Source organism: Conexibacter sp. JCM 18997 (assembly GCF_055391915.1).
This window is the reverse complement of the sequence record NZ_AP043885.1, coordinates 4,593,110-4,613,639: the sequence shown is the minus strand read 5'-3', so window position 1 is coordinate 4,613,639 and position 20,530 is coordinate 4,593,110. Positions and strand designations below refer to the sequence as shown.

The window sequence follows — 20,530 nt, the reverse complement described above, 5'->3', positions numbered from 1 at the left end:
GCCGCCTCATGAGCGTGACTGTGGTTGGTTCGATCGCCTACGACCGGGTCAAGACCCCGTTCGGCGAGCGGGAGCGGATGTTGGGCGGCGCGGCGACGCACTTCGCGTTGGCGGCCTCCTTCTTCGACGAGGTGCGTCTGGTCGGGCCGGTCGGTGATGACTTCTCCGACTTCGACGTCCTGCAGACCCGCGGGTCCAACGTCGACGACGTCGACCAGGTGGAGGGCCAGACCTTCTTCTGGTGGGGCGAGTACGGCTGGGACCTGAACTCGCGCGAGACGCTGGACACCCAGCTCGGCGTGTTCGAGACGTTCAACCCCGAGCTGAGCGACGGGTCCAAGCAGGCCGAGACGCTGTTCCTGGCCAACATCCAGCCCGACGTGCAGCGCGCGGTGCGCGAGCAGTCCAGCGCCGGCTTCGTGGCCATGGACTCGATGAACCTGTGGATCGACATCGCCCGCGACTCGCTCGTCCAGACGATCGCCGGCGTCGACTGCGTGATCCTCAACGACGCCGAGCTGCGCCAGCTGACCGGCAAGCCCAACCTGCTGCTCGCCGCCCGCGAGGTCCTGACCATGGGCCCGTCGGTGATCGTGGCCAAGCAGGGCGAGTACGGCGCCGCGCTGATCACCGGCGACGAGTTCTTCTCGCTGCCCGCCTATCCGCTGGAGTCCGTCGTCGATCCCACCGGCGCGGGCGACACCTTCGCCGGCGGCTTCGTGGGCTGGCTGGCCAAGCACCCGGGCGACTACCGCACGGCGATGGCCTACGGCACCGCCCTGGCCTCCTTCAACGTCGAGGAGTTCGGCACGGAGCGCGTGCTGCGCCTCACGCTGCCCGAGGTCGAGGAGCGCGTCGCCCAACTGGCGGCGATCACGCGACTGTAAGAGCGCTTACGACCGGCATCGAAGACGGGTGGGCGCGGCGTTCGGAGCGTTGCTTGTCGGATCTATCGGCCTGGGGACGATAGATCCGACAAGCAACGGCGAGGGCCGTGCGTCGTGACGGTCGGCGCCGGCGCGCCGTCGATGCCGTCGTTCAACCGCACGCGCGGGCGCCAGGTTCGACCGAACACCCCGAGAAGGGGTAGCTTTGCGGATGCCATGACGTGGACCTTCATCTTCTTGATGGTCGTCTTGAAGATCCCGATCATCGGCCTGTTCTTGATCATCTGGTGGGCGGTCAAGCAGCAGCCCGAGCCGGGGGATCAGGCGTCCGACGACGACGGTGGCAGCCGCAAGCCGCGGCACCCGCGCCCGCCGCTGCGCCCGCTGCCCCGCCGGGGCCCGCATCATGGGGCGACGCCGCCCCGCGCGCCCTCGCGGGTGCGGGCCGTCGCGGGACGCAGCCGCAGCGGCACCGCGCACTGACGTAATCTGCGCAGCGCATGACCAGCGTCCTGTCCGACGGAACCATCCGCCGGCTGGTGGACGAGGGCCGGATCCGCGTGCAACCGTGGGATCCGTCGCTCGTGCAGCCGGCCAGCGTCGACCTGCGCCTGGGGAACTCGTTCCGGGTCTTCCACAACCATCGCGCGTCGGCGATCGACCTGCGCGATCCGCCGACGAACCTGACCGAGCTCGTCGAGATCGACGACGACGCCACGTTCATCATCCACCCGGGCGAGTTCGTGCTCGGCGTGACCCAGGAGTTCGTGGCGATCCCCGACGACATCGTCGCCCGCATCGAGGGCAAGAGCTCGCTCGGGCGCCTCGGCCTGATCGTCCACGCGACCGCCGGGTTCGTCGATCCGGGCTTCGAGGGAACGCTCACGCTGGAGATCACCAACCTCACGCGCGTGCCGATCAAGCTGTACCCCAAGCTCCCGATCGCGCAGCTGTCGTTCATGGCCCTGGACCGGCCCGCCGAGGTGCCCTATGGGTCGCCCGAGCTGGGCTCGCACTACCACGGTCAGGTCGAGGCGACCGAAAGCCGTTACGGTTTGCCGTCATGAGCGTCATGGCCACTCTCCTCGTCGCTGCCGAAGAGGCCGAGCCGAACAAGACCGCGTTCTACATCGTCGGCGGATGTCTCGCCGTGTGGGCGGTGCTCGTGGGCTCCATCGGCATCGCCAAGCCGCAGTTCGCGTCCTCGATCGGCGTGGCCCGCGGGGCGATCGCGCTGACCTTCCTGCTCGTCGTCGGCTCGATGGCCGCCGCCGTGCTCACCGGGTGAGCGAGGAAGCGATCTCCTACCTGGCCCTGCGGCCAGGGACCGCCGTCTTCGCCACCGATGGCGAGCAGGTCGGCACGGTCGTGCGCGTCCTGGACAACGTGCGCGAGCACATCTTCGACGGCATCGACATCGACTCTCCGCGCCACGGCCTGCGCTTCGTCGACGCGCCCGAGGTGGGCCGCATCACCGCCACCCGCGTGCAGCTGACGATCGACTCCGCGGCGATCGCCGAGCTTCCGCCGCCCAGCGCACGTGGCGCGTCCGCAGCCGTCGCCGACAGCGCACGGCGCATCAGCCGCCTGTTCAAGCGGCGCTGACACTTAGCTTCCGGACGGTTGCGTCTACGCTGTCGGGTCGGAGAGCGAGGGACCGAGAGAGAAGACGACAGGAGCCAGCGTGAGCAGCGAGACGACCACCGACCAGGTATCCGCCAACGGCGCGTCGGGGAACGAGTCCCTGACCGTCACCGACAACCGGACTGGCCAGACCTTCGAGATCCCGATCACCGATGGAACCGTCAAGGCGATGGACTTCCGTCAGATGAAGGTCAGCGAAGAAGACTTCGGCCTGATGACCTACGACCCGGCGTTCACCAACACCGCGTCGTGTCGTTCGGCCATCACCTACATCGACGGCGACGCCGGCATCCTGGAGTACCGCGGGATCCCGATCGAGCAGCTCGCCGAGCACTCGACCTACATCGAGGTCGCCTACCTCCTGATCCACGGTCACCTGCCGTCGCAGCCCGAGCTGGATCAGTGGACGCACGACATCACCGTGCACACGTTCGTGCACGAGAACGTCAAGAGCTTCATGCAGGGCTTCCGCCACGATGCTCATCCGATGGGGATGCTGTGCGGATCGGTCGGAGCGCTCTCGACGTTCTACCCGGATGCCAACGACATCCAGGACCCCGAGAACCGCGACATCCAGACGATCCGCCTGCTGGCCAAGATGCCGACGCTGGCCGCCTTCGCCTACCGCCACGCGATGGGGCAGCCGTACGTCTATCCGGACAACGACCTCGCCTATCCGGGCAACTTCCTGAACATGATGTACAAGATGACCGAGCTCAAGTACGAGCCCGATCCTCGCCTCGAGCGCGCGCTCGACATCCTGTTCATCCTGCACGCCGACCACGAGCAGAACTGCTCGACGAACGCGGTGCGGGCCGTCGGCTCCTCGCAGGTCGATCCGTACTCGGCCGTCACGGCCGGCATCGCCGCGCTGTACGGGCCGCTGCACGGTGGCGCCAACGAGGCCGTCCTGCGGATGCTCACCCGCATCGGCGACAAGGCCAAGGTGCCCGAGTTCATCGAGGGCGTCAAGGCCGGCAACGAGCGCCTGATGGGCTTCGGCCACCGGGTCTACAAGAACTTCGACCCGCGCGCGACGATCATCAAGAAGGCCGTCGACGACGTGTTCGAGGTCACCGGCGTCAATCCGCTGCTGGAGATCGCCCTCGAGCTGGAGAAGATCGCGCTGGAGGACGACTACTTCGTCTCCCGCAAGCTGTACCCGAACGTCGACTTCTACTCGGGCCTGATCTACGAGGCCCTGGGCCTGCCCACGTCGATGTTCCCGGTCATGTTCGCGATCCCCCGCACGTCGGGCTGGGTCGCCCAGTGGCTGGAGATGGTGCAGGACAAGGAGCAGAAGATCGCCCGTCCGCGCCAGATCTACACGGGCGCCCGGACCGTCGACTACACCCCGATGGCCGACCGCTAGCCACCGACCATGGCGCAGCACTGGACGCTGCGCCTGCGTCAGGGCTCGAAGGTGACCAAGCGCCGCTTCGACTCGCTCGAGGCGGCGCTGTTCGCCGTGCAGGACGCGATCGACGCCGCCGGCCCGCAGCGGCTGCGCACCGCGCGGGCGTTCTCGCGCGAGATCGAGCCGGTCCAGCAGGTCGCCCTACGGGCCGAGATCGCCGGTCCGCAGCGGTTCCTGGCCCGGGTCAACGGCGGCATCGACGTGCGCGGCGACGGCTCGCCCGAGGTCTTCACCGGCCGCGTCAACCGCCAGGTCGTGGAGCGCCAGGACGGCGAGACGGCGGTCGACGCGCTGCGCCGCTCGCTCAGCGGGGCGGGCCCAGCCGACTGAGGTCGGCGCCGTAGGGCCCGCGGCCGGTCAGGGCCAGCGCGCCCGCCCGGGCCGCGTAGCCCAGCGCGTCGTCGAGCGCCAGGCCGCGGCCCAGCGCCAGCGTGAGCGCGGCGACGAACGCGTCGCCCGCACCGAACTCGTCGACCACCGGCCCGGGCAGGGTGGCGGGCGCCCAGCGCCCGCTGCGTCCGTCGCTCGCCGTCCAGCTGCCCCCGCGCGCGCCCTCGGTGGCCACCACCAGCTCGGGCGGTCGGGCCATCCGGGCCACGAGCGCGGCGTGGTCGGCGTCGGCGGCCGACCGGACCAGCGCGTCCAGGCGGATGCTGGCGTCCGCGTGCGCCTCGACCGCCTGCGCGGTGGCCACCACCAGCGGCGCCGACCGGGTGGCGTAGCGCGCGCCGTCGTCGCCCGCGGTCAGCAGGACGGCGTCCAGACCGGCGATCACGTTCCAGGGGAGCACGTCGCTGCCGCTCGGGCCGGCGGCGGGCGCGAGCACGGTGATCGTGCGCTGGCCGTCGTCGGAGAGCACGGCGACGGCACGCGGCTGCGGGCCCTCGCGCACGGCGGCGTGCGTGCTGACGCCGAGCTCGGCCAGGCGTCCCAGCGCGCGCTCGCCCGCCTCGTCGGAGCCGACCGCGGTGAACAGCCGCGGCGCCACGCCCGACAGCTGCGCCAGGTGCACGGCGGCCACGCCCCCGCCGCCGCCGACGTCGGCGAAGGTCTCGCGCGCGACGACGATCTCGCCCGGCGCCGGGGCGTGGTCGGCCAGCACGAAGTCGACCCACTCGACGTGCCCGACGACGCCGACGCCGGTCACAGGACGAGCGTGGCGCCGTTGCGCCGCAGCCAGCGGCGCGGTTCCTGGTAGCCGGGGCAGTGCTCGGCCACCAAGGCCCAGAAGCGCGGCGAGTGGTCCATGGCCACCAGGTGACAGGCCTCGTGCCAGACGACGTAGTCCAGAACCGCCTCGGGCGCCAGCAGCAGGCGCCAGTTGAACGACATCACGCCGGTCGAGGAGCACGAGCCCCAGCGCGTGCGCTGGGCCCGGATGGCCAGCCGCGTGTACGAGCGCCCCAGCCGGGCGACCGCATGATCCAGGCGGGGCTCGATCTCGTCGCGGGCGGCGCGCCGGTACCAGCGCTCCAGCGCCTCGGCGGGCGCGACGGGAACGAGCAGCTCGTCGCCCCGGCGATGCGCACGCGTGCGGCCCGCCTGGCGCACGAGGCGCAGGTCGGTTCCCAGGTACGGCACCGTGTCCCCACGCGAGGCGACCTGCTCGCGCACAGCTTCGACCTCGGCCAGCCGCAGCTCGATCCAGCCCCGCAGCTGCGCGACCGCGGCGGCGGCCTCGCGCTCGGGCGCGCGCTGGGGCAGGACGACCTCGACGCCGGTGTGCGGATCGACGGTCACCCGCACGCGGCGGGCCCGGGTGGAGCGGCGGACGGAGTAGGAGATGTCCATCGGGTCGCTCAATCTAGGCGTACGATCGGCGGCCATGAGCGTGGTGCGCCTGCCCCGGGGGGTCACCCCGCCGTTCGATGTCTACCTCAGCGGTGTCCCGCAGCGCGAGGGCACCGACTACACCGTGCGGGGCGACACGCTCGTCTTCGAGCGCGAGTTGGCCCAGGAGGGCAAGGTCAGCACCTGGCGCTGGCTGGTGGGCGCATTCGGCGTGGGCACCTACCGCAAGCACGACAGCGTCGACGTCCGCTACACGACCTCCGACGGGCGGGCGCTCGTGGCCGAGAACCTGCCCGTCGAGCCGCAGTGAGCCCTACGCGGCGACCGCGGTCCAGAGCCCGTCGACCGCTGCTTGCGCGTCGGCCAGCGACTGCTCGGCCAGCGGGCGCAGCTCCGCCATCGCGGGGTTCACGTCGGCCAGCGTGAGCTCGGCCGTGATGAAGCGCGGCTCCAGGCCGGTGAGCGAGACGCCGTGCGGCAGCCAGGCCTGCGCGTGGTCCCAGCCCTCGCGCGGCGTGCCCGGCCCGTAGCCGCCGCCCCGCGCCTGCAGGACGATGAACTCGCGCCCGCCGAGCAGGCCCTCGCCCGTCGCGGGATCGATCGACAGCCCCTGGGCGATCAGGTGGTCGACCCACGCCTTCACGCTGCTGGGCGGGCCGAAGTTGTAGACGGGCAGGCCGAGCAGGATCGTGTCGGCGGCCAGGATCTCGCCGATCAGCTCCTGCGTGAGCGCCCACGACGCCGCCTGGCCGGGGGTGTGCTGCTCCGGCGGGACCATCCGCGCCAGCCCGCTGTCGTGGTCGAAGTGCGGCACGGGCTCGGCGCCGAGGTCGCGGTAGGTGACCGTGCCGTCCGGGTGCGCGGCGTGCCAGCGCTCGGCCGCGCGCGCGGTCAGCAGGCGGCTGATCGAGCGATCACCCTGGATGCTGGAGTCGATGTGGAGCAGGTGAGCCATGTTGCGCCTCGTCATTCGTTTGTGCTGGGCAAACGAATTATGCCACACAACAGATTGGTTCTCGTAACTAGACTGAGGGCATGAGCGAGACGACGACGAACCATCGCGCCTCGCCCCTGCTCGACCACCTGGCCCGGCGCACCCGGATGCGCTCCGAGGCCGCGCTCGCGCCGCTGGGCCTGCGCCCCCGCCACCTGGTCGCGCTGACCCTGCTGCGGGAGATCGGCGGCGGCACGCAGCAGGCGCTGGCCGATGCGCTGCAGATCGACCGCACGAACCTCGTGGGCCTGCTCAACGAGCTCGAGGCCGACGGCCTGGTGACCCGCACCCGCTCGGTGGAGGACCGTCGCCGCCACATCGTGGAGCTCACCACGGCGGGCCAGGAACGCCTGCGCGAGGCGGAGTGCGCGCTGGCCGCGGTCGAGGACGAGGTGCTGGGCGCGCTCACCGAGGAGCAGCGCGAGCACCTCTACGTGCTGCTGGCGGCCGCGGCCTCAGGCCACGTGATCAGCTGCACCGAGGCGCTCGCCGACGCGCCCGCCGACGCCTGCTAGCGCCGCGCGCTGCCAGGGCCGCATCAGCTTCAGCGCCGACAGGATCGCCCGCGTGGCCGGCGAGCGGTTGAGCGTGTAGAAGTGGATGCCGGGTGCGCCCAGGGCGAGCAGCTCCGCGCACTGGAGCGTGGCGTAGGCCACGCCGAAGTCGGTGACCGCCTCGGGGTCGTCGGCGCGCGCCTCCAGCTGGGCGGCCAGCGACACGGGCAGGGCCGAGCCACACAGCTCGGTCACGCGCTTGATCTGGGCGACGTTGGTGATCGGCATGATGCCCGGCACGATCGGCACGTCGATGCCGGCCGCGCGGGCGCGGGCCACGAAGTCCACGTAGTCGGCGTTGTCGAAGAACAGCTGCGTGACCAGGAACGACACACCCGCGTCGACCTTGTCGCGCAGGTGGCGGATGTCGTCCTCGGGGCTGGTCGCGTGGATGTGCGTCTCGGGGAAGCAGGCGCCCGCGATCGCGAACGGGTACTCGGCGGCCAGCAGCCGCACGAGCTCGCGCGAGTGCTCGAAGCCGCCGTCGGTCTTCCGCCACTCGGTCTCTCCCGCCGGCGGGTCGCCGCGCAGGGCCAGGACGTTCTCCACGCCGGCGTCACGGAAGCGGTCCAGCTCGGCCCGCAGCTCGGCCTCGGTCGCGTTGACGCAGGTGAAGTGGGCCATCGCCTCCAGGCCGTGCTCGGCCCGGATGCGCGTGACGATCTCCAGCGTCTTGTCGCGCGTGGTGCCGCCTGCGCCGTAGGTCACCGAGACGTAGGCGGGGTCCAGCCCCTGCAGCTCCTGCACCGCGGCGAACAGGTTCGCCTCGCCCTCGGGCGTCTTGGGCGGGAAGAACTCGAACGAGAAGACGGGGTCCTCGCCGCCGAACAGGTCGTCGATCCGCATCGTGCCGGAAGCATAGCGCAACCTTGACACAACTATGTCAAGGTCAGGCGGCGGACCAGCGCTGCGGCTGCTGCTCGCCGCCGTCGACCCGCACGGCGCGCCCCGTCATCTCCAGGTGCTGGAGGTAGCAGAGCGTCTCCGACAGCCACCAGTGCGCGGTTAGCTCCGTGACCGCCTGGCCGTACACGTGCGGCACGATCTCCACGACCGTCAGCGGGTCCACGCCGATCGCGTCGAGCACGCGCTGCACGCGCTCGGCCACCAGCCGCCGGTTGGCGTGGATGTGGGCCTGCACGTCGTTGAACGTGCGCCCGTGGCCGGGCAGGCACAGGCGCGGGGCCAGGTCCTCGATGCGCTCCAGCGACTGCAGGAACTCGCCGGCCGGATCCGGCGAGTAGCCGTAGTCGTAGTACAGCGAGATGCGCCCGAGCAGGTGGTCGCCGGAGATCAGCAGCCGTCGCTCGCGCTGGAACAGGGACACGTGCGAGGGCGCGTGGCCCGGCGTCTCGATCGCCTCCCACACGCCCAGGTCGGTGTCCACCTCGACGCCGTCGACGAGGTCGCGATCGGGCGCCACGAACCCGGAGATCCCGCTGCCCGTGTCCCGCCGCCGCTCGAGGTACCGCTGGAGCGCGGCCTCGGGCACGCCACTCTGGCGCGCGATCTCCAGGCGCTGCTCGAGCGCGTACTCCGGATCGTCGGCCGCGCGCGACATGTGGCCGTGGTTGGGATGCATCCACAGCTCGCAGCCGGCGCGCTCCACGATCGTCGCCGCCTGGCCGTAGTGGTCGACGTGCGCGTGCGTGCAGACCAGCAGCCGCACCGACTCCAGGCGCAGATGGACCATGTCCAGCGCCCGGTCGAGGTGGTAGATCGAGCCCGCGTCGTGGATGCCGGTGTCGAACAGGACGATCCCGTCGCCCGCCGCCACCGCCCACGCGTTGCCGTGCGGGATCCCGGGCCACGGGAGCGGCAGACGCAGACGCCAGACCCCGGGGAGCACGCGCTCGCCGCGGCCGAGCTCGCGCTTTCGTGAGGGGGTCGGCATCGCCGTCTAGACTCGCAAATCGTGGCGACCACCGACGAGCCGACGCCGAAGTCCCGCCCCTCCAAGACGGCGACGGCCAAGGTCGCCCGGGCCTACCTGGCGGCGTTGAACCGGCACGACATCGAGACCGCCGTCGCGTTCTGGGCCGAGGGCGGCCGCGAGACGATCCACGGACAGCTCGACACGGTCGCCCCCGAGGGCGTGCGCGAGTACTTCAGCGGGCTGTTCCGGTCGGTCCCGGACCTGGCGCTGACCGAGCTGTCGTGCACCGCCGAGGCCGAACGCTGCACGGTGCGCTCGCGCATGACGGGCACGTTCGCCGGGACCGAGCCGCTCTACGGCGCGGTCCCCAACGGCGCGCGCCTCGACCTCGAGCTGGTCGACAACTTCGTGGTGACCGACGGCCTGATCGTCGCCAACGACGCCTACGTCGACGGCATGACCGTGGCCCGCCAGCTCGGGCTGCTGCCGCCCGACGGATCCACCGCCCAGGTGGCGATCACGCGCGCCATCAACACGCGGACGAAGGCGGCCGCGCGGACGGTCAGCGGGCTGGAGAAGGTGGGCGAGGGCGTCTGGCGCCTGCGCGGCGGCTTCCCCCGCAAGGACTTCAACGTCTTCCTGATCGAGGAGGACGATGGCGTCACCGTGTTCGACGGCGCCATCCAGGCGATGACCAACGAGGTGGCCAAGGCGGGCGTGCGGCTGGGCGGGATCAAGCGGCTGGTGCTCAGCCACGCACACCCCGACCACCGCGGTATCGCGGCCGGGCTCGGCGTGCCGGTGTTCTGCCACGCCGACGATCGCGCCGACGCCGAGGGCGACGGCGGCGTGCACTACATGCACTTCGAGCGCCTGAACCCGCTGGGCCGGCGCGCCTACCCGCACCTCCTGCGCCTGTGGGACGGCGGACCGACCGCGATCGCCGGGACGGTGGCCGAGGGCGACGACGTGGCCGGCTTCGAGGTCGTCCACCTGCCCGGCCACGCGCCCGGGATGATCGGGCTGTGGCGGGCCGAGGACGGTCTCGCGCTGACCGGCGACGCGTTCTACGTGCTCGATCCGCAGTCCGGCCGCCCCAAGCCGCCGATGGTTCCCCACGCGGCGTTCAACTTCGACACCGAGCAGGCGCGCGCGTCGCTGCGCAAGCTGGCGGCGCTGGAGCCGACGATCTGCTGGCCCGGCCACCTGGGCCCGCTGAGCGAGGACGTGCGCGCGCAGCTCGAGCGGGCGGCGAGCGCTTGAGCAAGCGCAAGCGGCCGCGCGCGGCCGAGCAGCTCAAGGCGCCGACGAGCGAGTACGCCGACCCGGAGCTCGGCGTCCTGGAGCTGCGCGGCGCGATGACCCCCAAGACCCGCGCCGCCTACGCCGAGATCGGCGGCGTGCGCGAGGACGCCTGGCAGCGCCAGGTCGAGTTCCTGTACGAGCGCCTCGTCGTGCGCTGGACCGTCCACGACCTCCCGATGACCAAGCAGAAGGAGCTGCTCGCCCGCTTCCGCGTGGCCACGTCACAGGAGCGCACGTGGATCCGCGGCGTCCTGCGCGAGCACCTCACCGAGCACTTCCCGGAGATGCAGACCCCATGATCGATGCCGCCGCCTTCGCCGACCTGCTGGCCGGCTACTGCCTGGAGGTCGAAGAGCGCCAGGAGGTGCTCGTGCGCTCGACCACGCTGGCCGAGCCGCTGCTGCTCGAGCTCCAGCGGGCGATCCTCGAGCGCGGCGGCTGGCCCTACCTGCGCGTCGAGCTGCCCGGCCAGACCGAGGGCTTCTACCGCCACGCGCGCGACTGGCAGCTGGACGACTACGGCGACCTGGCCCTGACCGAGGCCAAGAAGGCGCGCGCGACGCTGGCCATCCAGGCGCCCGAGAACACGCGCGCGCTGGCCGGCATCGACCCCGAGCGCCTGTCGCGCTCCAACCGCGCCCGCCGGCTGATCCGCGAGCAGACGCTGAAGAAGCGCTGGTGCACGACGCTGTGGCCGACCCAGGCCAACGCGCAGCAGGCCGGGATGTCGCTGGCCGACTTCGAGGCGTTCGTGACCAAGGCGCTGTTCCTCGACCAGCCCGATCCGGTGCGCTCGTGGGGCGGTCTGCGCGCCTTCCAGGCCTCGCTCATCGAACGCCTCGGCGCGTGCACCGAGATCCACATCGAGGCCGAGCACACCGACCTGCGCCTGCGCGTGAAGAACCGCCTGTGGGTCAACTCCGACGGCAAGCGCAACATGCCGTCGGGCGAGGTCTTCACCGGCCCGATCGAGGACTCGGCCAACGGCACGATCTTCTTCGACATCCCCAGCTCCCCGGCCGGCGTCGAGGTGGCCGGGGTGACGATGCGCTTCGTCGACGGCGTCGTGGTCGAGGCCCACGCGCAGCGCGGCGACGCCTACCTGCAGCGCGCGCTGGAGACCGACGAGGGCGCGCGCCGCCTGGGCGAGATCGGCATCGGCACGAACTTCGGCATCGACCGCCCGATCGGCGCGATCCTGTTCGACGAGAAGATCGGCGGCACCGTCCACCTCGCGCTCGGCCGCTCCTACCCGGAGACCGGCGGCAAGAACGAGTCGGCGCTGCACTGGGACCTGATCTGCGACCTGCGCCGGGGCGGCCAGCTCACGGCCGACGGGGAGCTGATCCAGCGAGCCGGGGCGTTCGCTCGCTGAGCAGCGTCGTGCCGGCCAGCGCCACGACGAGCGCGATCGCCACCAGCAGCAGCCGATAGTCGACCAGGCCGACGAGCAGCGCGCCCGCGGCGATCGACAGGGTCTGGGGCAGGCCGGTGATCAGCTCGGCCGCGCTGAAGGCGCGACCCTGCAGGGCCAGCGGCGTGCGGCGCTGCAGCAGCGTGATCTCGCCGACGATGATCCAGGGCAGACCGAAGCCGAACAGCACGGTGCCCGCGTAGATCGCCGGCCCGGTGGCCACCGCGATCAGCGCGCACCCGATCGCGAAGGACGCCATGCCCGCGGCCGTCAGGCCGGCCTCGCCCACCCGGCGGGCCATCCGCGCGGCGCTGACGCCGCCGGCCACGGCGCCGACGCCCTGCACCGCGAGCAGCACGCCCAGGAACGCCGGTGGGCGGTGCAGCCCGTGGGCGACGACCTCGAACATCACGCTCTCGCACAGCCCGATGGCCAGCAGCGCGGCGCCCACCGCGAGGACCATCCGGCGCAGCTCGGGCACGCGCGCGACGTGACGCGCGCCCGCGGCCAGCTCGGCCAAGCGCGACTCGGGCTCGGCCGCGGCGGCGGGCGGCTCGCGCAGGCGCAGCGCCACGAGCGACAGCGCGGCGATCAGGAACGTCGAGACGTCCAGCAGCACCAGCACACCGGCGCCGAACGCCGCGAACAACCCGGCGCCGGCCAGCGGGGCGACCAGCCGCAGCCCCTCGCGCACGGTCTGCAGGAAGCCGTTGGCGTCGACGAGCAGCTCGCCCGGCAGCAGCGTGGCCAGCAGCGCCGACTGGCCCGCGCCGATGACCACGTAGGAGAGGCCGTAGGCCGCGGCGACGAGGTAGATCAGCCACGCGTCCCCGCGGTCGTGCACGAGCAGCAGCGGCAGCACGGCCAGCGCGGTCCCGACGTTGGCGGCGATCAGCAGGGTGCGCCGGCGCACGCGGTCGACGACGACGCCGGTCAGCGGCCCCAGCAGCGTGGCCGCGGCGAAGGCGAAGAAGACCAGGCCGGCGCGGCCGCTGCTGCCGGTCAGCTCCTTGACCCAGATGGCCAGCACGAGCAGCAGGGCGCTGTCGCCGAACAGCGAGCAGGCCTGGCCGGCCAGGTAGACCCGCGCGTCGCGGATCCCCAGCAGCTCACGCATCGTGATCCAGCGGATAGGTGAACAGGACGGCCTCGATCGCGCGGGCGCCGGCCGGCCGCAGGCTGGGGTCCGTGAAGCGGTCGTGATAGCGGGCCAGGACCGCGACGACGTCGGCCTCCAGCGCCTCGAGCTCGTCGGGCGTCACGTGCAGCACGAACTGGTCGGTGCCGGTCACGCGCTGCCACTCGGTGGGCAGCGCGGACCGGCGCGCCATCGCCTGCTGCGCGCGGTCCAGGTAGCGGTCGCTGAACATGCGCTCCAGCGCCCGGCCGGCGGCCAGCGTCTCGGCGTCCTGCGTGTCGTCGACCGTGAAGCTCAGGCCGACGCTGGTCAGCCGCCAGGGCCGCCGGCGCCCCTGGGCGGCGCCCGCCTCCTCGACGTAGCCGGCCTTGGCCAGCTGGCGCAGGTGCCACGAGCAGCTCGACGGGCTCTCCCCCACGTGCTCGGCCGCCTCGGTGGCGGTCAGCGGCCCGGCGTGTCCGAGCGCCTCGATCAACGCGATCCGCACGGGATGCGCGAGCGCGCGCAGCTCGCGCGCATCGCGCAGGACCCGCGGCTCGAAAGTCATGTTTCGAAAGATACCTTTCGATGCTTGCTGGCGTCAACCCGCCATCTGTAGGGTCGGCCGATGCAGAAGCTCCTCTCGGCGCTCGTGGCAGGCGGCGCCGCTCTGGTCCTCGCGACCGGCACCGCCGCTGCCCAGGCGCCCCCACCCCCGACCGCGGCCAACGGCGCCGCGGTGAACACCGTCGCCCACATCGACGGCACGCCCACGTCCATCGCCCAGGACACCTCGACCGGCACGCTGTTCATCGCCGCCGGCCCCAACGAGGAGACCCAGAAGGGCGGCGGCCTGTTCGCCGTCGCGCCCGGCGCGACGACCGCGACGGCGGTCCCCGGCATCAACGGCATCGCGTTCGGCCTGGCCCTCCAGGACGGCACGCTGTACGCCTCGGTGATCGGCCAGCAGGGTCCGCAGATCCTGGCGCTGAGCCAGTGGAACGGCACGTCGTTCGGCTCGTCGAAGGCGATCTTCAACCCGGCCAAGACGGTCGGCGCGGTCGGCGGCATCGCCATCGGCCCGGACGGCCGGCTCTACGGCGGCGCGTTCCTGGACGTCGACATCAACAAGAAGGGCAAGCTGGCCAAGAAGATCGCCTACCCCGATCCGTTCTCGGTGTTCTCGATCAACCTGGACGGCAGCGGCTTCAAGGTCGTCTCCCGCGGCCTGCGCCAGCCCTGGCAGATGACGTTCCCGCAGGGCTCGACGAGCCCCTACGTGACCGTCCTCTCCCAAGAGGTGGGCAAGATCCCCGACGACGCGATCGTCGTGGCCAAGTCGGGCGCGAACTTCGGCTTCCCCGGGTGCTTCCTGGGCGTCGGCATCGCCTGCAAGAAGGGCAAGACCTTCGGCAAGGCGTTCGTGCGCTTCCCCGACCACACCTCGCCGATGGGCATCGGCGCGCTGGGCGACACGCTCTACGTCGCGCTGTTCGGCCGGCTCGAGGTCGACACGATCCCGGTGGCCGGCGGCAAGCCGACGCCGTTCCTGACGAAGTTCGCCGCGCCCGTCGTGCTGACCAACGTGCTGCCCGACGGCAACCTGTACGCGGGGGACCTGACCGGGTTCGTCTACCGGGTGTCGGTCGCCGGTTAGCCCCGTCATTCGGCCCGCGGCGCTGACGTTCGCGGGCCGGATGTCAACGTTGTGTCGTCCGCGGCCGAATGGCGGCCGCGGACGCGTAGTCTGGGCTGAGCATGCGCCGCACGAAGATCGTCGCCACCATCGGTCCCGCCTCCCGCGACCCTGAGGTGCTGCTGGCGATGGTGCAGGCGGGCATGGACGTCGCGCGCCTGAACTTCTCCCACGGCTCGCCCGAGGAGCACGAGGAGAACGTCAGCCTGGTCCGCGAGGCGGCCGGCCGCGCCGGGCGCCCCGTGGCCATCCTGCAGGACCTGCCCGGCCCGAAGCTGCGCCTCGGTCAGTTCGAGGACGGCCGCGCCGACCTGTCGGTGGGCGACGAGGTGACGTTCACCTGCGGCGGCGACGGCATCGGCACCGCACGGCACATGACGATCAACTGGGCGGGGCTGTCGTCGGGCATCGAGGCCGGCGAGATCATCTACCTGGCCGACGGCTCGGTGCGCCTGCGCTCCACCGCCGTGCGGCCCGGTCCGCACGAGATCGACGCGGTCGTCGAGGTCGGCGGCACGGTCCTCTCGCGCCAGGGCGTCAACGTCCCCGGCCCGGTCGACGAGCTGCCGTCGGTGCCCGAGGAGGACCTCGTGCACCTGCGCGTGGGCGAGCGCATCGGCGTCGACATCGTCGCGATCTCGTTCGTGCGCTCCGTCTCCGACGTCGAGTTCCTGCGGGCCGAGACGCGCCTGCCGCTGGTCGCCAAGGTCGAGAAGCCGCAGGCCGTCGACAACATGCGCGACATCATCTACGCCGCCGACTGCGTGATGGTCGCGCGCGGCGACCTGGGCATCGAGCTGCCGATCCAGGAGGTGCCGATCGTCCAGAAGAAGCTGCTGGCGATGGCCGGCGCGATGGCCCGCCCTTCGATCACCGCCACGCAGATGCTCGACTCGATGGTCTCCTCGTCGCGCCCGACGCGCGCCGAGGTGGCCGACGTGGCCAACGCGATCCTCGACGGCACCGACGCCGTGATGCTCTCCCAGGAGACGGCGATCGGCCAGTTCCCCGCGGAGGCCATCGCGATGATGGCCGCCGTCGCGCGCGAGACCGAGAAGACCGCGCCCTACGAGCGCTGGAACGCCGAGCGCGTGCGCCGCGACGCGCGCGACCCGGCCTACACCGTCGCCCACTCGGCCGTCGAGGCCGCCCGCGAGCTGGCGCTCGACGCGATCATCGTGCCCACGCTGTCGGGCCGCTCGGCCCGGCTGGTCAGCGCCAACCGGCCCAACGTGCCGATCTACGCGCTGTCGCCGGGCCGCGAGACGGTGCGCCGCTGCGGGCTGATGTGGGGCGTGCGCGCCGCGTCGATCCGCCGCCACGAGGTGACCGAGGAGCTCGTGCTCGACGCCGTCCGTCGCGTCGAGGAGCTGGGCTGGTGCACCAAGGGCCAGCGCGTCGCGGTCACCGCGGGTCTGCCGAGCGGTCGTCCGGGGACGACGTCGCTGCTGCAGATCCAGGAAGTGTGATCCGCCCGGTCTGCTGGGCCCAGGCGAAGACGCCGCCGCCCAGGGCCATGGCCACGAGGATGGCGATCGCGATGATCGTCGTCGGGTCGGTGAAGTTGCCGAACGAGCCGCCCAGCGCGACGTAGGCGAACGTGCGCGGCGCGCACCCGATGACGGTGGCCAGCGCGAACAGCGCGACGCGGATGTGCGTCAGGCCGACCGCGTAGTTGAAGACGGTGAACGGGACGCCGGGCAGCAGGCGCACGTAGAAGGTCGACAGGAAGCTGTGGCCCTCGACGACGTGGGCCAGCTGCTTCACGCGCGGCCCGGCCACCCGCTCGACGACGTCGCCGGCGACGAAGCGGGCGATCAGGCAGGCGGCGACGGCCGAGATCGTGGTCGACACGATCGCCACGGGCGTGCCCAGCGCGGTGCCGAACAGCAGCCCGGCGGCGCCGGCCAGCAGCGGCCCGGGGAAGCACGCGCAGTTCAGCGCGGCCGCGACGACGATGAAGATCAGCGGCCCGGCGGCGCCGTAGCCCTCCATCCAGCCGCGCACCTTGTCGGCCGACAGCGAGCCGCTCAGCGCGACGATCACGAAGGCGCTGGCGATCGCCACGACCAGTCCGCCCAGGCGCAGCCAGGGCGGCAAGCGCCTCATCGGCTGAAGAACTCGGCTTCCTGGCGGCCCAGCTCGGTCTCGGGCGCCGCGTCGTAGATCCACTCGCGGGCGATCCGGTACCAGTTGCCGCGGGCCCGCAGCTGGCCCAGCACGGCGAGCGTCAGGACCTCCAGGCGCCGGCCGAAGAGGTGATCGGGCGGCAGCGACTCGTGGCGCATCTGGGCGAAGTGCTTGGAGCGCGGGTCGCTCATGTCGATCATCACCTGCGTGGCGATCTCCGGGGTCAGCGCGATCTCCTCGTCGGTGGTGTACCACCAGGTCAGATCGCGGAACTGCTCGAGCAGCTGCTCGTCGGAGTAGCGCGCCGACTCGAGCACGAAGCCCGACTCGCGCAGCGCGGCGGCCAGGTCGCTGGCCCGACCCTCGATCCCGTATCGGGCCATCGCCAGCTCGCGTTCGGCGGCCGCGGCGGGCAGGCGCTTGAACAGGCCGAAGTCCAGGAAGGCCATGCGCCCGTCGCGCAGCAGCAGCGAGTTGCCCGGGTGCGGGTCGCCGCTGAACTGGTGGTGTCGGTACATGCAGCCGAAGTAGAAGCGGAAGATGATCTCGCCCAGGCGGTCGCGCTCGGCCTGGGGCAGCTGCTTGAGCTCCTCGAACCCCCGGCCGTCCACGAACTCGGACACGATGACCAGCTCGTGGCTGAGCGAGGTGACCACCTCGGGAACGACGATGAACGGGTGGCCCTGGTAGATCCGGGCCAGCGCGCGCTGGTTGGCCGCCTCCAGCTCGTAGTCGAGCTCCTCGTCGATGCGCAGGCGGATCTCGTCGCCGATCGCCTTGGGGTCCAGGCCCGGCGCCATCGACTTCATCAGCCGCAGGATCAGGCTCAGGTTCTGCATGTCGCTGCGCACCGCCTGGGCGACGCCCGGGTACTGCACCTTGACCGCCACGCAGCGTCCGTCGGGCAGGCTGGCCTTGTAGACCTGGCCGATCGAGGCCGCGGCGATCGGCACCGGGTCGAAGGACTCGAAGACCTCGTCGAGCTTCTCGCCGTACTCCTTCTCCAGGACCTTCTTCATGTCCTTGAAGTCGACCTTCGGCGCGGCGTCGCGCAGCGCGGCCAGCTTGTGCTGGAACTCCTCGCGGTACTCCTCGGGCACCAGGCCGACGTCGAGGAAGCTCATCACCTGACCGAGCTTCATGGCCGCGCCCTTCATCGTGCCCAGCGCGGCGACGATCTGCTCGGCCGTCTCGATCTGGCGCTTCTCCAGCGCCTTCTTCTTGCCCTCCTCGCTGCGGCCGACGTTGGTCACCCGCGTGCCGAGCTGGCGCGCGCCCTGACCAGCGGCCAGCCGGCCCACGCGCGCGCTGCGCGACAGCCGCGAGGTGGGGATCCCCTCGTCGTCCTTGGGTGGGGCCACGAGGGGCCGCTTACCCCTTCTGTTCGATCTTCGAGCCCGGGACGATGTCGTCGCGTCCATCGGGCCAGCGCACCCACGCCTTGTGGCCGCCGTCGTAGTCGTCGCCCAGCAGCACGAGCGTGGCCGGCTCGCCCAGCGCCAGGCACTCCGCCTCGCCCTCCTTGTCCAGGCCGCGCCACACGCGCACGAAGGCGTTGTGCTCCCACTCGTCGCCGATCGTCGACGGGTCCGTGTGCCCGGGGCGGACGATCGTGTCCTTGGGCAGCGCCATCAGCGTGTCCATGATCGAGGAGCGCAGGTCCTCATAGGACGTCGAGCCGGGCGCGCGCACACCGCCGACCGAGTTCTTGAACAGCGTGTCGCCGGTGAAGACGTTGCCGCCGACGAGCAGCGCCAGCATCCCGGCGGTGTGGCCGGGGGTGTGCAGCGCGCGCACCTCCAGCTCGCCGATCTGGACGGTCTCCGGAAAGCTCTCGGCCTCGCCGTCGTAGTCCTCGCGGTCGTCGATGTAGACCGTCAGGTCCGGCCAGCGCTCCAGCAGCTTGCCCACCTCGAAGACGTGATCGCCGTGCGCGTGGGTGAGCAGGATGTGCGTCGGGGTGATGTCGAGCCGCTCCGCGGTCTCGATCAGCGGCTCCACCGGGCCGCCCGCATCCACGAAGAAGCCCGTCCCGCCCTCGCCGTCGGCGACGAGGTACGTGTTGGACAGGAAGCCCGGGAGCATGCTCTTCTCGACGATCATGCCGGATAGATTGCCAGGCATGGCCCTCATCCATACGTGCTATCGCATCGGCGACATCGACCGCTCCGTCGCGTTCTACGAGGCGCTCGGCTTCGAGGAGCTGCGCCGCATGCCGATCCGCGACGAGGCGATCAACGTCTTCATGGGTCTCCCGGGCGACGGTCCGCGCCTCGAGCTGACCTACAACTTCGGCGTCGACTCCTACGAGCTGGGCACCGGCTACAACCACATCGCGGTGACCGTCGGCGACCTCGACGCCACCCTCGCCGCGCTGGCCGAGAAGGGCATCACGCCCGAGAAGCCGCCCTACACCGTCCGCGAGGGCGGCTCGCGCCTGTGCTTCGTGCGCGACCCCGACCAGTACCGCATCGAGCTGATCGAGCGCGGCGACGAGGTCGTCGAGGGCTAGCCCAGGACCGCGATCGTCTCGGTCTCCTCGAGCACGAGGCCGACCGCGCCGAGCACCTCGGCGCGGTCGCCCAGGGTCGCGGCGACGATGATCGCGTCGTCGCGAATGGCCGGCATCGTGGCCTGCGCGACGCCGGCGCGGACCGCGTCGACCAGCACGTCGCCGGCCACGATCATGTCGCCGCCGACGATGATCAGCTCGGGGTTGAACAGGTTGCAGATCGAGCCGGCCACGCGGCCGACGGCATGGCCCGCGTCGGCCAGCAGGCGCCGGCAGCCCTCGTCGCCCTCCCCGGCCAGCCGGATCGCCTCCTCGAGCGTGACGTCCGCGCCGCGCAGGGGCGCCAGCGTGGCCAGCAGCGCGGGCGCGGCGGCGATCGTCTCCAGGCAGCCACGGTTGCCGCAGCGGCAGATCGCCCCGCCGGGCGCGACGACCACATGGCCGATCTCGCCGGTGATGCCGTGGCGGCCGCGCAGGAGACGCCCGTCGGCGATCAGCCCCGCGCCGATGCCGGCCGAGAGCATCAGGTAGAGGACGTCGCGGGCGCCCCGACCCGCGCCGTGGCGGACCTCGGCCAGCGCGCCCAGGTTGGCGTCGTTGTCCATCAGCACCGGGCGGCCGAGCCGGCGCTCGAGCTCGTCCACCGGGGCGAACGCGGCCCAGCCGGGCAGAATGCGCGCGTCGCCGGCGTCGCCCTCGCGCAGGATCGGCGCCGACACCGCCACGCCGATGCCCACCGTGCGCTGCAGGTCCAGGCCGGCCTGCGTGAGCAGCTCGTCGACCAGCGTGACGGCCAGGTCGATGGCCGCGGCGGCGTCGTGGTCGACGTCGAAGTCGCGGCGGGCCTCGGCCAGCACGCCGCCCGACAGGTCGGCCACCGCGACGCGCACGAGGTTGTGGCCGAAGTCGATGCCGATCGCCGCGCCGGCGGCGGAGTTCAGCGCGAGCGCCACCGGCGGGCGACCGAGCGTCGAGCCCGCGGCGATCTCGGCCTCGGGGCGCTCGACGATCAGCCCGTCGGCCTGCAGCTCGGCGACGATCGAAGAGACCGTCGTCCGCGACAGGCCGGTGGTGCGCACGAGGTCCACGCGGCTGGCGTGGCCGGCGCGACGCAGCTGGTCGACGATGCGCAGCTTGTTGCGCTCGCGCAACCCGCCGGGTGGCGGGGCCGTGTCGGTCATCGCGCGCACGAT

26 protein-coding genes are annotated in these 20,530 nt (G+C 71.9%); 15 read left to right on the top strand and 11 right to left on the bottom strand.

The window, feature by feature from the left end; all coding sequences use genetic code 11:
- Positions 1-8: 8 nt before the first annotated feature.
- From ACZ5UI_RS23170 to ACZ5UI_RS23140, 7 genes are all read left to right on the top strand, one after another.
- The gene (locus ACZ5UI_RS23170; protein ID WP_464191524.1) at positions 9-887 is read left to right on the top strand and encodes a PfkB family carbohydrate kinase; all 879 of its coding nucleotides are present in this window, start codon (positions 9-11) and stop codon (positions 885-887) included.
- A 216-nt stretch (positions 888-1,103) separates the two neighbouring features.
- Positions 1,104-1,370, top strand: a complete 267-nt coding sequence (locus ACZ5UI_RS23165) for a hypothetical protein (protein ID WP_464191522.1) — start codon at positions 1,104-1,106, stop codon at positions 1,368-1,370.
- Between the two features lie 17 nt (positions 1,371-1,387).
- Entirely contained in the window at positions 1,388-1,954 is a 567-nt protein-coding gene (gene dcd, locus ACZ5UI_RS23160; RefSeq protein WP_464191520.1) for a dCTP deaminase, read from the top strand.
- A gap of 5 nt (positions 1,955-1,959) precedes the next feature.
- Complete coding sequence (locus ACZ5UI_RS23155; protein ID WP_464191518.1) at positions 1,960-2,175, top strand: hypothetical protein; 216 nt, start codon at positions 1,960-1,962, stop codon at positions 2,173-2,175.
- Positions 2,172-2,492 (top strand): hypothetical protein, encoded by a 321-nt coding sequence (locus ACZ5UI_RS23150; protein WP_464191516.1) that lies wholly within the window; start codon positions 2,172-2,174, stop codon positions 2,490-2,492. Before ACZ5UI_RS23155 ends, ACZ5UI_RS23150 begins: the two co-directional genes overlap by 4 nt.
- A 79-nt stretch (positions 2,493-2,571) precedes the next feature.
- Positions 2,572-3,903 carry a citrate synthase gene (locus ACZ5UI_RS23145; RefSeq protein ID WP_464191514.1) on the top strand — a complete coding sequence of 444 codons (1,332 nt, stop codon included), beginning with the start codon at positions 2,572-2,574 and terminating at the stop codon, positions 3,901-3,903.
- Between the two features lie 9 nt (positions 3,904-3,912).
- A complete protein-coding gene (locus tag ACZ5UI_RS23140) occupies positions 3,913-4,278 on the top strand; it encodes a hypothetical protein (protein ID WP_464191512.1) in 366 nt (121 codons plus the stop codon).
- Here the strand turns inward: ACZ5UI_RS23140 and ACZ5UI_RS23135 are convergent.
- Together ACZ5UI_RS23135 and ACZ5UI_RS23130 are read right to left on the bottom strand one after the other, a co-directional pair.
- The gene (locus ACZ5UI_RS23135; RefSeq protein ID WP_464191510.1) at positions 4,253-5,095 is read right to left on the bottom strand and encodes a PfkB family carbohydrate kinase; all 843 of its coding nucleotides are present in this window, start codon (positions 5,093-5,095) and stop codon (positions 4,253-4,255) included. The two genes, ACZ5UI_RS23140 and ACZ5UI_RS23135, sit on opposite strands and share 26 nt — an antisense overlap.
- Entirely contained in the window at positions 5,092-5,775 is a 684-nt protein-coding gene (locus tag ACZ5UI_RS23130) for a M48 family metallopeptidase (protein WP_464191508.1), read from the bottom strand. Before ACZ5UI_RS23130 ends, ACZ5UI_RS23135 begins: the two co-directional genes overlap by 4 nt.
- Here ACZ5UI_RS23130 and ACZ5UI_RS23125 point away from each other — a divergent pair.
- Entirely contained in the window at positions 5,774-6,049 is a 276-nt protein-coding gene (locus ACZ5UI_RS23125; protein ID WP_464191505.1) for a hypothetical protein, read from the top strand. The two genes, ACZ5UI_RS23130 and ACZ5UI_RS23125, sit on opposite strands and share 2 nt — an antisense overlap.
- 3 nt (positions 6,050-6,052) lie before the next feature.
- Here the strand turns inward: ACZ5UI_RS23125 and ACZ5UI_RS23120 are convergent, their stop codons facing one another.
- Entirely contained in the window at positions 6,053-6,694 is a 642-nt protein-coding gene (locus tag ACZ5UI_RS23120) for an FMN-dependent NADH-azoreductase (protein ID WP_464191503.1), read from the bottom strand.
- Positions 6,695-6,774: 80 nt separating this feature from the next.
- On the opposite strand from ACZ5UI_RS23120, the gene ACZ5UI_RS23115 reads away from it, so the two are divergent.
- Entirely contained in the window at positions 6,775-7,248 is a 474-nt protein-coding gene (locus ACZ5UI_RS23115; protein WP_464191500.1) for a MarR family winged helix-turn-helix transcriptional regulator, read from the top strand.
- Here the strand turns inward: ACZ5UI_RS23115 and metF are convergent.
- Both metF and ACZ5UI_RS23105 read right to left on the bottom strand, forming a co-directional pair.
- Positions 7,189-8,133 (bottom strand): methylenetetrahydrofolate reductase [NAD(P)H], encoded by a 945-nt coding sequence (gene metF / locus ACZ5UI_RS23110; protein ID WP_464191498.1) that lies wholly within the window; start codon positions 8,131-8,133, stop codon positions 7,189-7,191. The genes ACZ5UI_RS23115 and metF overlap by 60 nt on opposite strands.
- 43 nt (positions 8,134-8,176) lie before the next feature.
- The gene (locus ACZ5UI_RS23105) at positions 8,177-9,181 is read right to left on the bottom strand and encodes an MBL fold metallo-hydrolase (protein ID WP_464191496.1); all 1,005 of its coding nucleotides are present in this window, start codon (positions 9,179-9,181) and stop codon (positions 8,177-8,179) included.
- A 21-nt stretch (positions 9,182-9,202) separates the two neighbouring features.
- Between ACZ5UI_RS23105 and ACZ5UI_RS23100 the strand changes: the two genes are divergently transcribed.
- From ACZ5UI_RS23100 to ACZ5UI_RS23090, 3 genes are read left to right on the top strand one after another with little or no spacing between them, the layout of a single operon-like run.
- A complete protein-coding gene (locus ACZ5UI_RS23100) occupies positions 9,203-10,426 on the top strand; it encodes an MBL fold metallo-hydrolase (protein WP_464191494.1) in 1,224 nt (407 codons plus the stop codon).
- The gene (locus tag ACZ5UI_RS23095; protein ID WP_464191492.1) at positions 10,423-10,767 is read left to right on the top strand and encodes a hypothetical protein; all 345 of its coding nucleotides are present in this window, start codon (positions 10,423-10,425) and stop codon (positions 10,765-10,767) included. Before ACZ5UI_RS23100 ends, ACZ5UI_RS23095 begins: the two co-directional genes overlap by 4 nt.
- Entirely contained in the window at positions 10,764-11,843 is a 1,080-nt protein-coding gene (locus ACZ5UI_RS23090) for an aminopeptidase (RefSeq protein ID WP_464191490.1), read from the top strand. The genes ACZ5UI_RS23095 and ACZ5UI_RS23090 overlap by 4 nt, the downstream gene beginning before the upstream one ends.
- Here ACZ5UI_RS23090 and ACZ5UI_RS23085 read toward each other — a convergent pair.
- Both ACZ5UI_RS23085 and ACZ5UI_RS23080 read right to left on the bottom strand, forming a co-directional pair.
- The gene (locus ACZ5UI_RS23085) at positions 11,794-12,999 is read right to left on the bottom strand and encodes an MFS transporter (protein ID WP_464191488.1); all 1,206 of its coding nucleotides are present in this window, start codon (positions 12,997-12,999) and stop codon (positions 11,794-11,796) included. The genes ACZ5UI_RS23090 and ACZ5UI_RS23085 overlap by 50 nt on opposite strands.
- The gene (locus tag ACZ5UI_RS23080) at positions 12,992-13,567 is read right to left on the bottom strand and encodes an ArsR/SmtB family transcription factor (protein WP_464191484.1); all 576 of its coding nucleotides are present in this window, start codon (positions 13,565-13,567) and stop codon (positions 12,992-12,994) included. The genes ACZ5UI_RS23085 and ACZ5UI_RS23080 overlap by 8 nt, the downstream gene beginning before the upstream one ends.
- Positions 13,568-13,627: 60 nt before the next feature.
- Here ACZ5UI_RS23080 and ACZ5UI_RS23075 point away from each other — a divergent pair, with 60 nt between their 5' ends.
- Both ACZ5UI_RS23075 and pyk read left to right on the top strand, forming a co-directional pair.
- Positions 13,628-14,656, top strand: a complete 1,029-nt coding sequence (locus ACZ5UI_RS23075; protein WP_464191482.1) for a PQQ-dependent sugar dehydrogenase family protein — start codon at positions 13,628-13,630, stop codon at positions 14,654-14,656.
- A 101-nt stretch (positions 14,657-14,757) separates the two neighbouring features.
- On the top strand, positions 14,758-16,164 hold the full coding sequence (gene pyk, locus ACZ5UI_RS23070) for a pyruvate kinase (RefSeq protein WP_464191479.1): 1,407 nt from the start codon (positions 14,758-14,760) through the stop codon (positions 16,162-16,164).
- Here the strand turns inward: pyk and ACZ5UI_RS23065 are convergent.
- The 3 genes from ACZ5UI_RS23065 to ACZ5UI_RS23055 are packed head-to-tail and all read right to left on the bottom strand — an operon-like array spanning position 16,100 to position 18,949.
- Positions 16,100-16,804, bottom strand: coding sequence for a TVP38/TMEM64 family protein (locus tag ACZ5UI_RS23065; RefSeq protein ID WP_464191477.1), 705 nt, complete (start codon positions 16,802-16,804; stop codon positions 16,100-16,102). The genes pyk and ACZ5UI_RS23065 overlap by 65 nt on opposite strands.
- On the bottom strand, positions 16,801-18,186 hold the full coding sequence (locus ACZ5UI_RS23060) for an ABC1 kinase family protein (RefSeq protein ID WP_464191475.1): 1,386 nt from the start codon (positions 18,184-18,186) through the stop codon (positions 16,801-16,803). Before ACZ5UI_RS23060 ends, ACZ5UI_RS23065 begins: the two co-directional genes overlap by 4 nt.
- A gap of 10 nt (positions 18,187-18,196) precedes the next feature.
- The gene (locus ACZ5UI_RS23055; RefSeq protein WP_464191473.1) at positions 18,197-18,949 is read right to left on the bottom strand and encodes an MBL fold metallo-hydrolase; all 753 of its coding nucleotides are present in this window, start codon (positions 18,947-18,949) and stop codon (positions 18,197-18,199) included.
- Here ACZ5UI_RS23055 and ACZ5UI_RS23050 point away from each other — a divergent pair.
- Positions 18,948-19,337, top strand: a complete 390-nt coding sequence (locus ACZ5UI_RS23050) for a VOC family protein (RefSeq protein WP_464191471.1) — start codon at positions 18,948-18,950, stop codon at positions 19,335-19,337. The genes ACZ5UI_RS23055 and ACZ5UI_RS23050 overlap by 2 nt on opposite strands.
- Here ACZ5UI_RS23050 and ACZ5UI_RS23045 read toward each other — a convergent pair.
- Entirely contained in the window at positions 19,334-20,518 is a 1,185-nt protein-coding gene (locus ACZ5UI_RS23045) for an ROK family transcriptional regulator (RefSeq protein ID WP_464191469.1), read from the bottom strand. The two genes, ACZ5UI_RS23050 and ACZ5UI_RS23045, sit on opposite strands and share 4 nt — an antisense overlap.
- Positions 20,519-20,530 lie beyond the last annotated feature (12 nt).

What these genes read in the sequence shown, in the direction of transcription:
- ACZ5UI_RS23170 (WP_464191524.1), top strand. Translation starts at nt 9, where the DNA reads ATGAGCGTGACTGTGGTTGGTTCGATCGCCTACGACCGGGTCAAGACC.
- ACZ5UI_RS23165 (WP_464191522.1), top strand. Translation starts at nt 1,104, where the DNA reads ATGACGTGGACCTTCATCTTCTTGATGGTCGTCTTGAAGATCCCGATC.
- dcd (WP_464191520.1), top strand. Translation starts at nt 1,388, where the DNA reads ATGACCAGCGTCCTGTCCGACGGAACCATCCGCCGGCTGGTGGACGAG.
- ACZ5UI_RS23155 (WP_464191518.1), top strand. Translation starts at nt 1,960, where the DNA reads ATGGCCACTCTCCTCGTCGCTGCCGAAGAGGCCGAGCCGAACAAGACC.
- ACZ5UI_RS23140 (WP_464191512.1), top strand. Translation starts at nt 3,913, where the DNA reads ATGGCGCAGCACTGGACGCTGCGCCTGCGTCAGGGCTCGAAGGTGACC.
- ACZ5UI_RS23125 (WP_464191505.1), top strand. Translation starts at nt 5,774, where the DNA reads ATGAGCGTGGTGCGCCTGCCCCGGGGGGTCACCCCGCCGTTCGATGTC.
- ACZ5UI_RS23130 (WP_464191508.1), bottom strand. Translation starts at nt 5,775, where the DNA reads ATGGCCGCCGATCGTACGCCTAGATTGAGCGACCCGATGGACATCTCC.
- ACZ5UI_RS23120 (WP_464191503.1), bottom strand. Translation starts at nt 6,694, where the DNA reads ATGGCTCACCTGCTCCACATCGACTCCAGCATCCAGGGTGATCGCTCG.
- ACZ5UI_RS23115 (WP_464191500.1), top strand. Translation starts at nt 6,775, where the DNA reads ATGAGCGAGACGACGACGAACCATCGCGCCTCGCCCCTGCTCGACCAC.
- metF (WP_464191498.1), bottom strand. Translation starts at nt 8,133, where the DNA reads ATGCGGATCGACGACCTGTTCGGCGGCGAGGACCCCGTCTTCTCGTTC.
- ACZ5UI_RS23105 (WP_464191496.1), bottom strand. Translation starts at nt 9,181, where the DNA reads ATGCCGACCCCCTCACGAAAGCGCGAGCTCGGCCGCGGCGAGCGCGTG.
- ACZ5UI_RS23090 (WP_464191490.1), top strand. Translation starts at nt 10,764, where the DNA reads ATGATCGATGCCGCCGCCTTCGCCGACCTGCTGGCCGGCTACTGCCTG.
- ACZ5UI_RS23085 (WP_464191488.1), bottom strand. Translation starts at nt 12,999, where the DNA reads ATGCGTGAGCTGCTGGGGATCCGCGACGCGCGGGTCTACCTGGCCGGC.
- ACZ5UI_RS23080 (WP_464191484.1), bottom strand. Translation starts at nt 13,567, where the DNA reads ATGACTTTCGAGCCGCGGGTCCTGCGCGATGCGCGCGAGCTGCGCGCG.
- ACZ5UI_RS23075 (WP_464191482.1), top strand. Translation starts at nt 13,628, where the DNA reads ATGCAGAAGCTCCTCTCGGCGCTCGTGGCAGGCGGCGCCGCTCTGGTC.
- pyk (WP_464191479.1), top strand. Translation starts at nt 14,758, where the DNA reads ATGCGCCGCACGAAGATCGTCGCCACCATCGGTCCCGCCTCCCGCGAC.
- ACZ5UI_RS23065 (WP_464191477.1), bottom strand. Translation starts at nt 16,804, where the DNA reads ATGAGGCGCTTGCCGCCCTGGCTGCGCCTGGGCGGACTGGTCGTGGCG.
- ACZ5UI_RS23050 (WP_464191471.1), top strand. Translation starts at nt 18,948, where the DNA reads ATGGCCCTCATCCATACGTGCTATCGCATCGGCGACATCGACCGCTCC.
- ACZ5UI_RS23055 (WP_464191473.1), bottom strand. Translation starts at nt 18,949, where the DNA reads ATGCCTGGCAATCTATCCGGCATGATCGTCGAGAAGAGCATGCTCCCG.
- ACZ5UI_RS23045 (WP_464191469.1), bottom strand. Translation starts at nt 20,518, where the DNA reads ATGACCGACACGGCCCCGCCACCCGGCGGGTTGCGCGAGCGCAACAAG.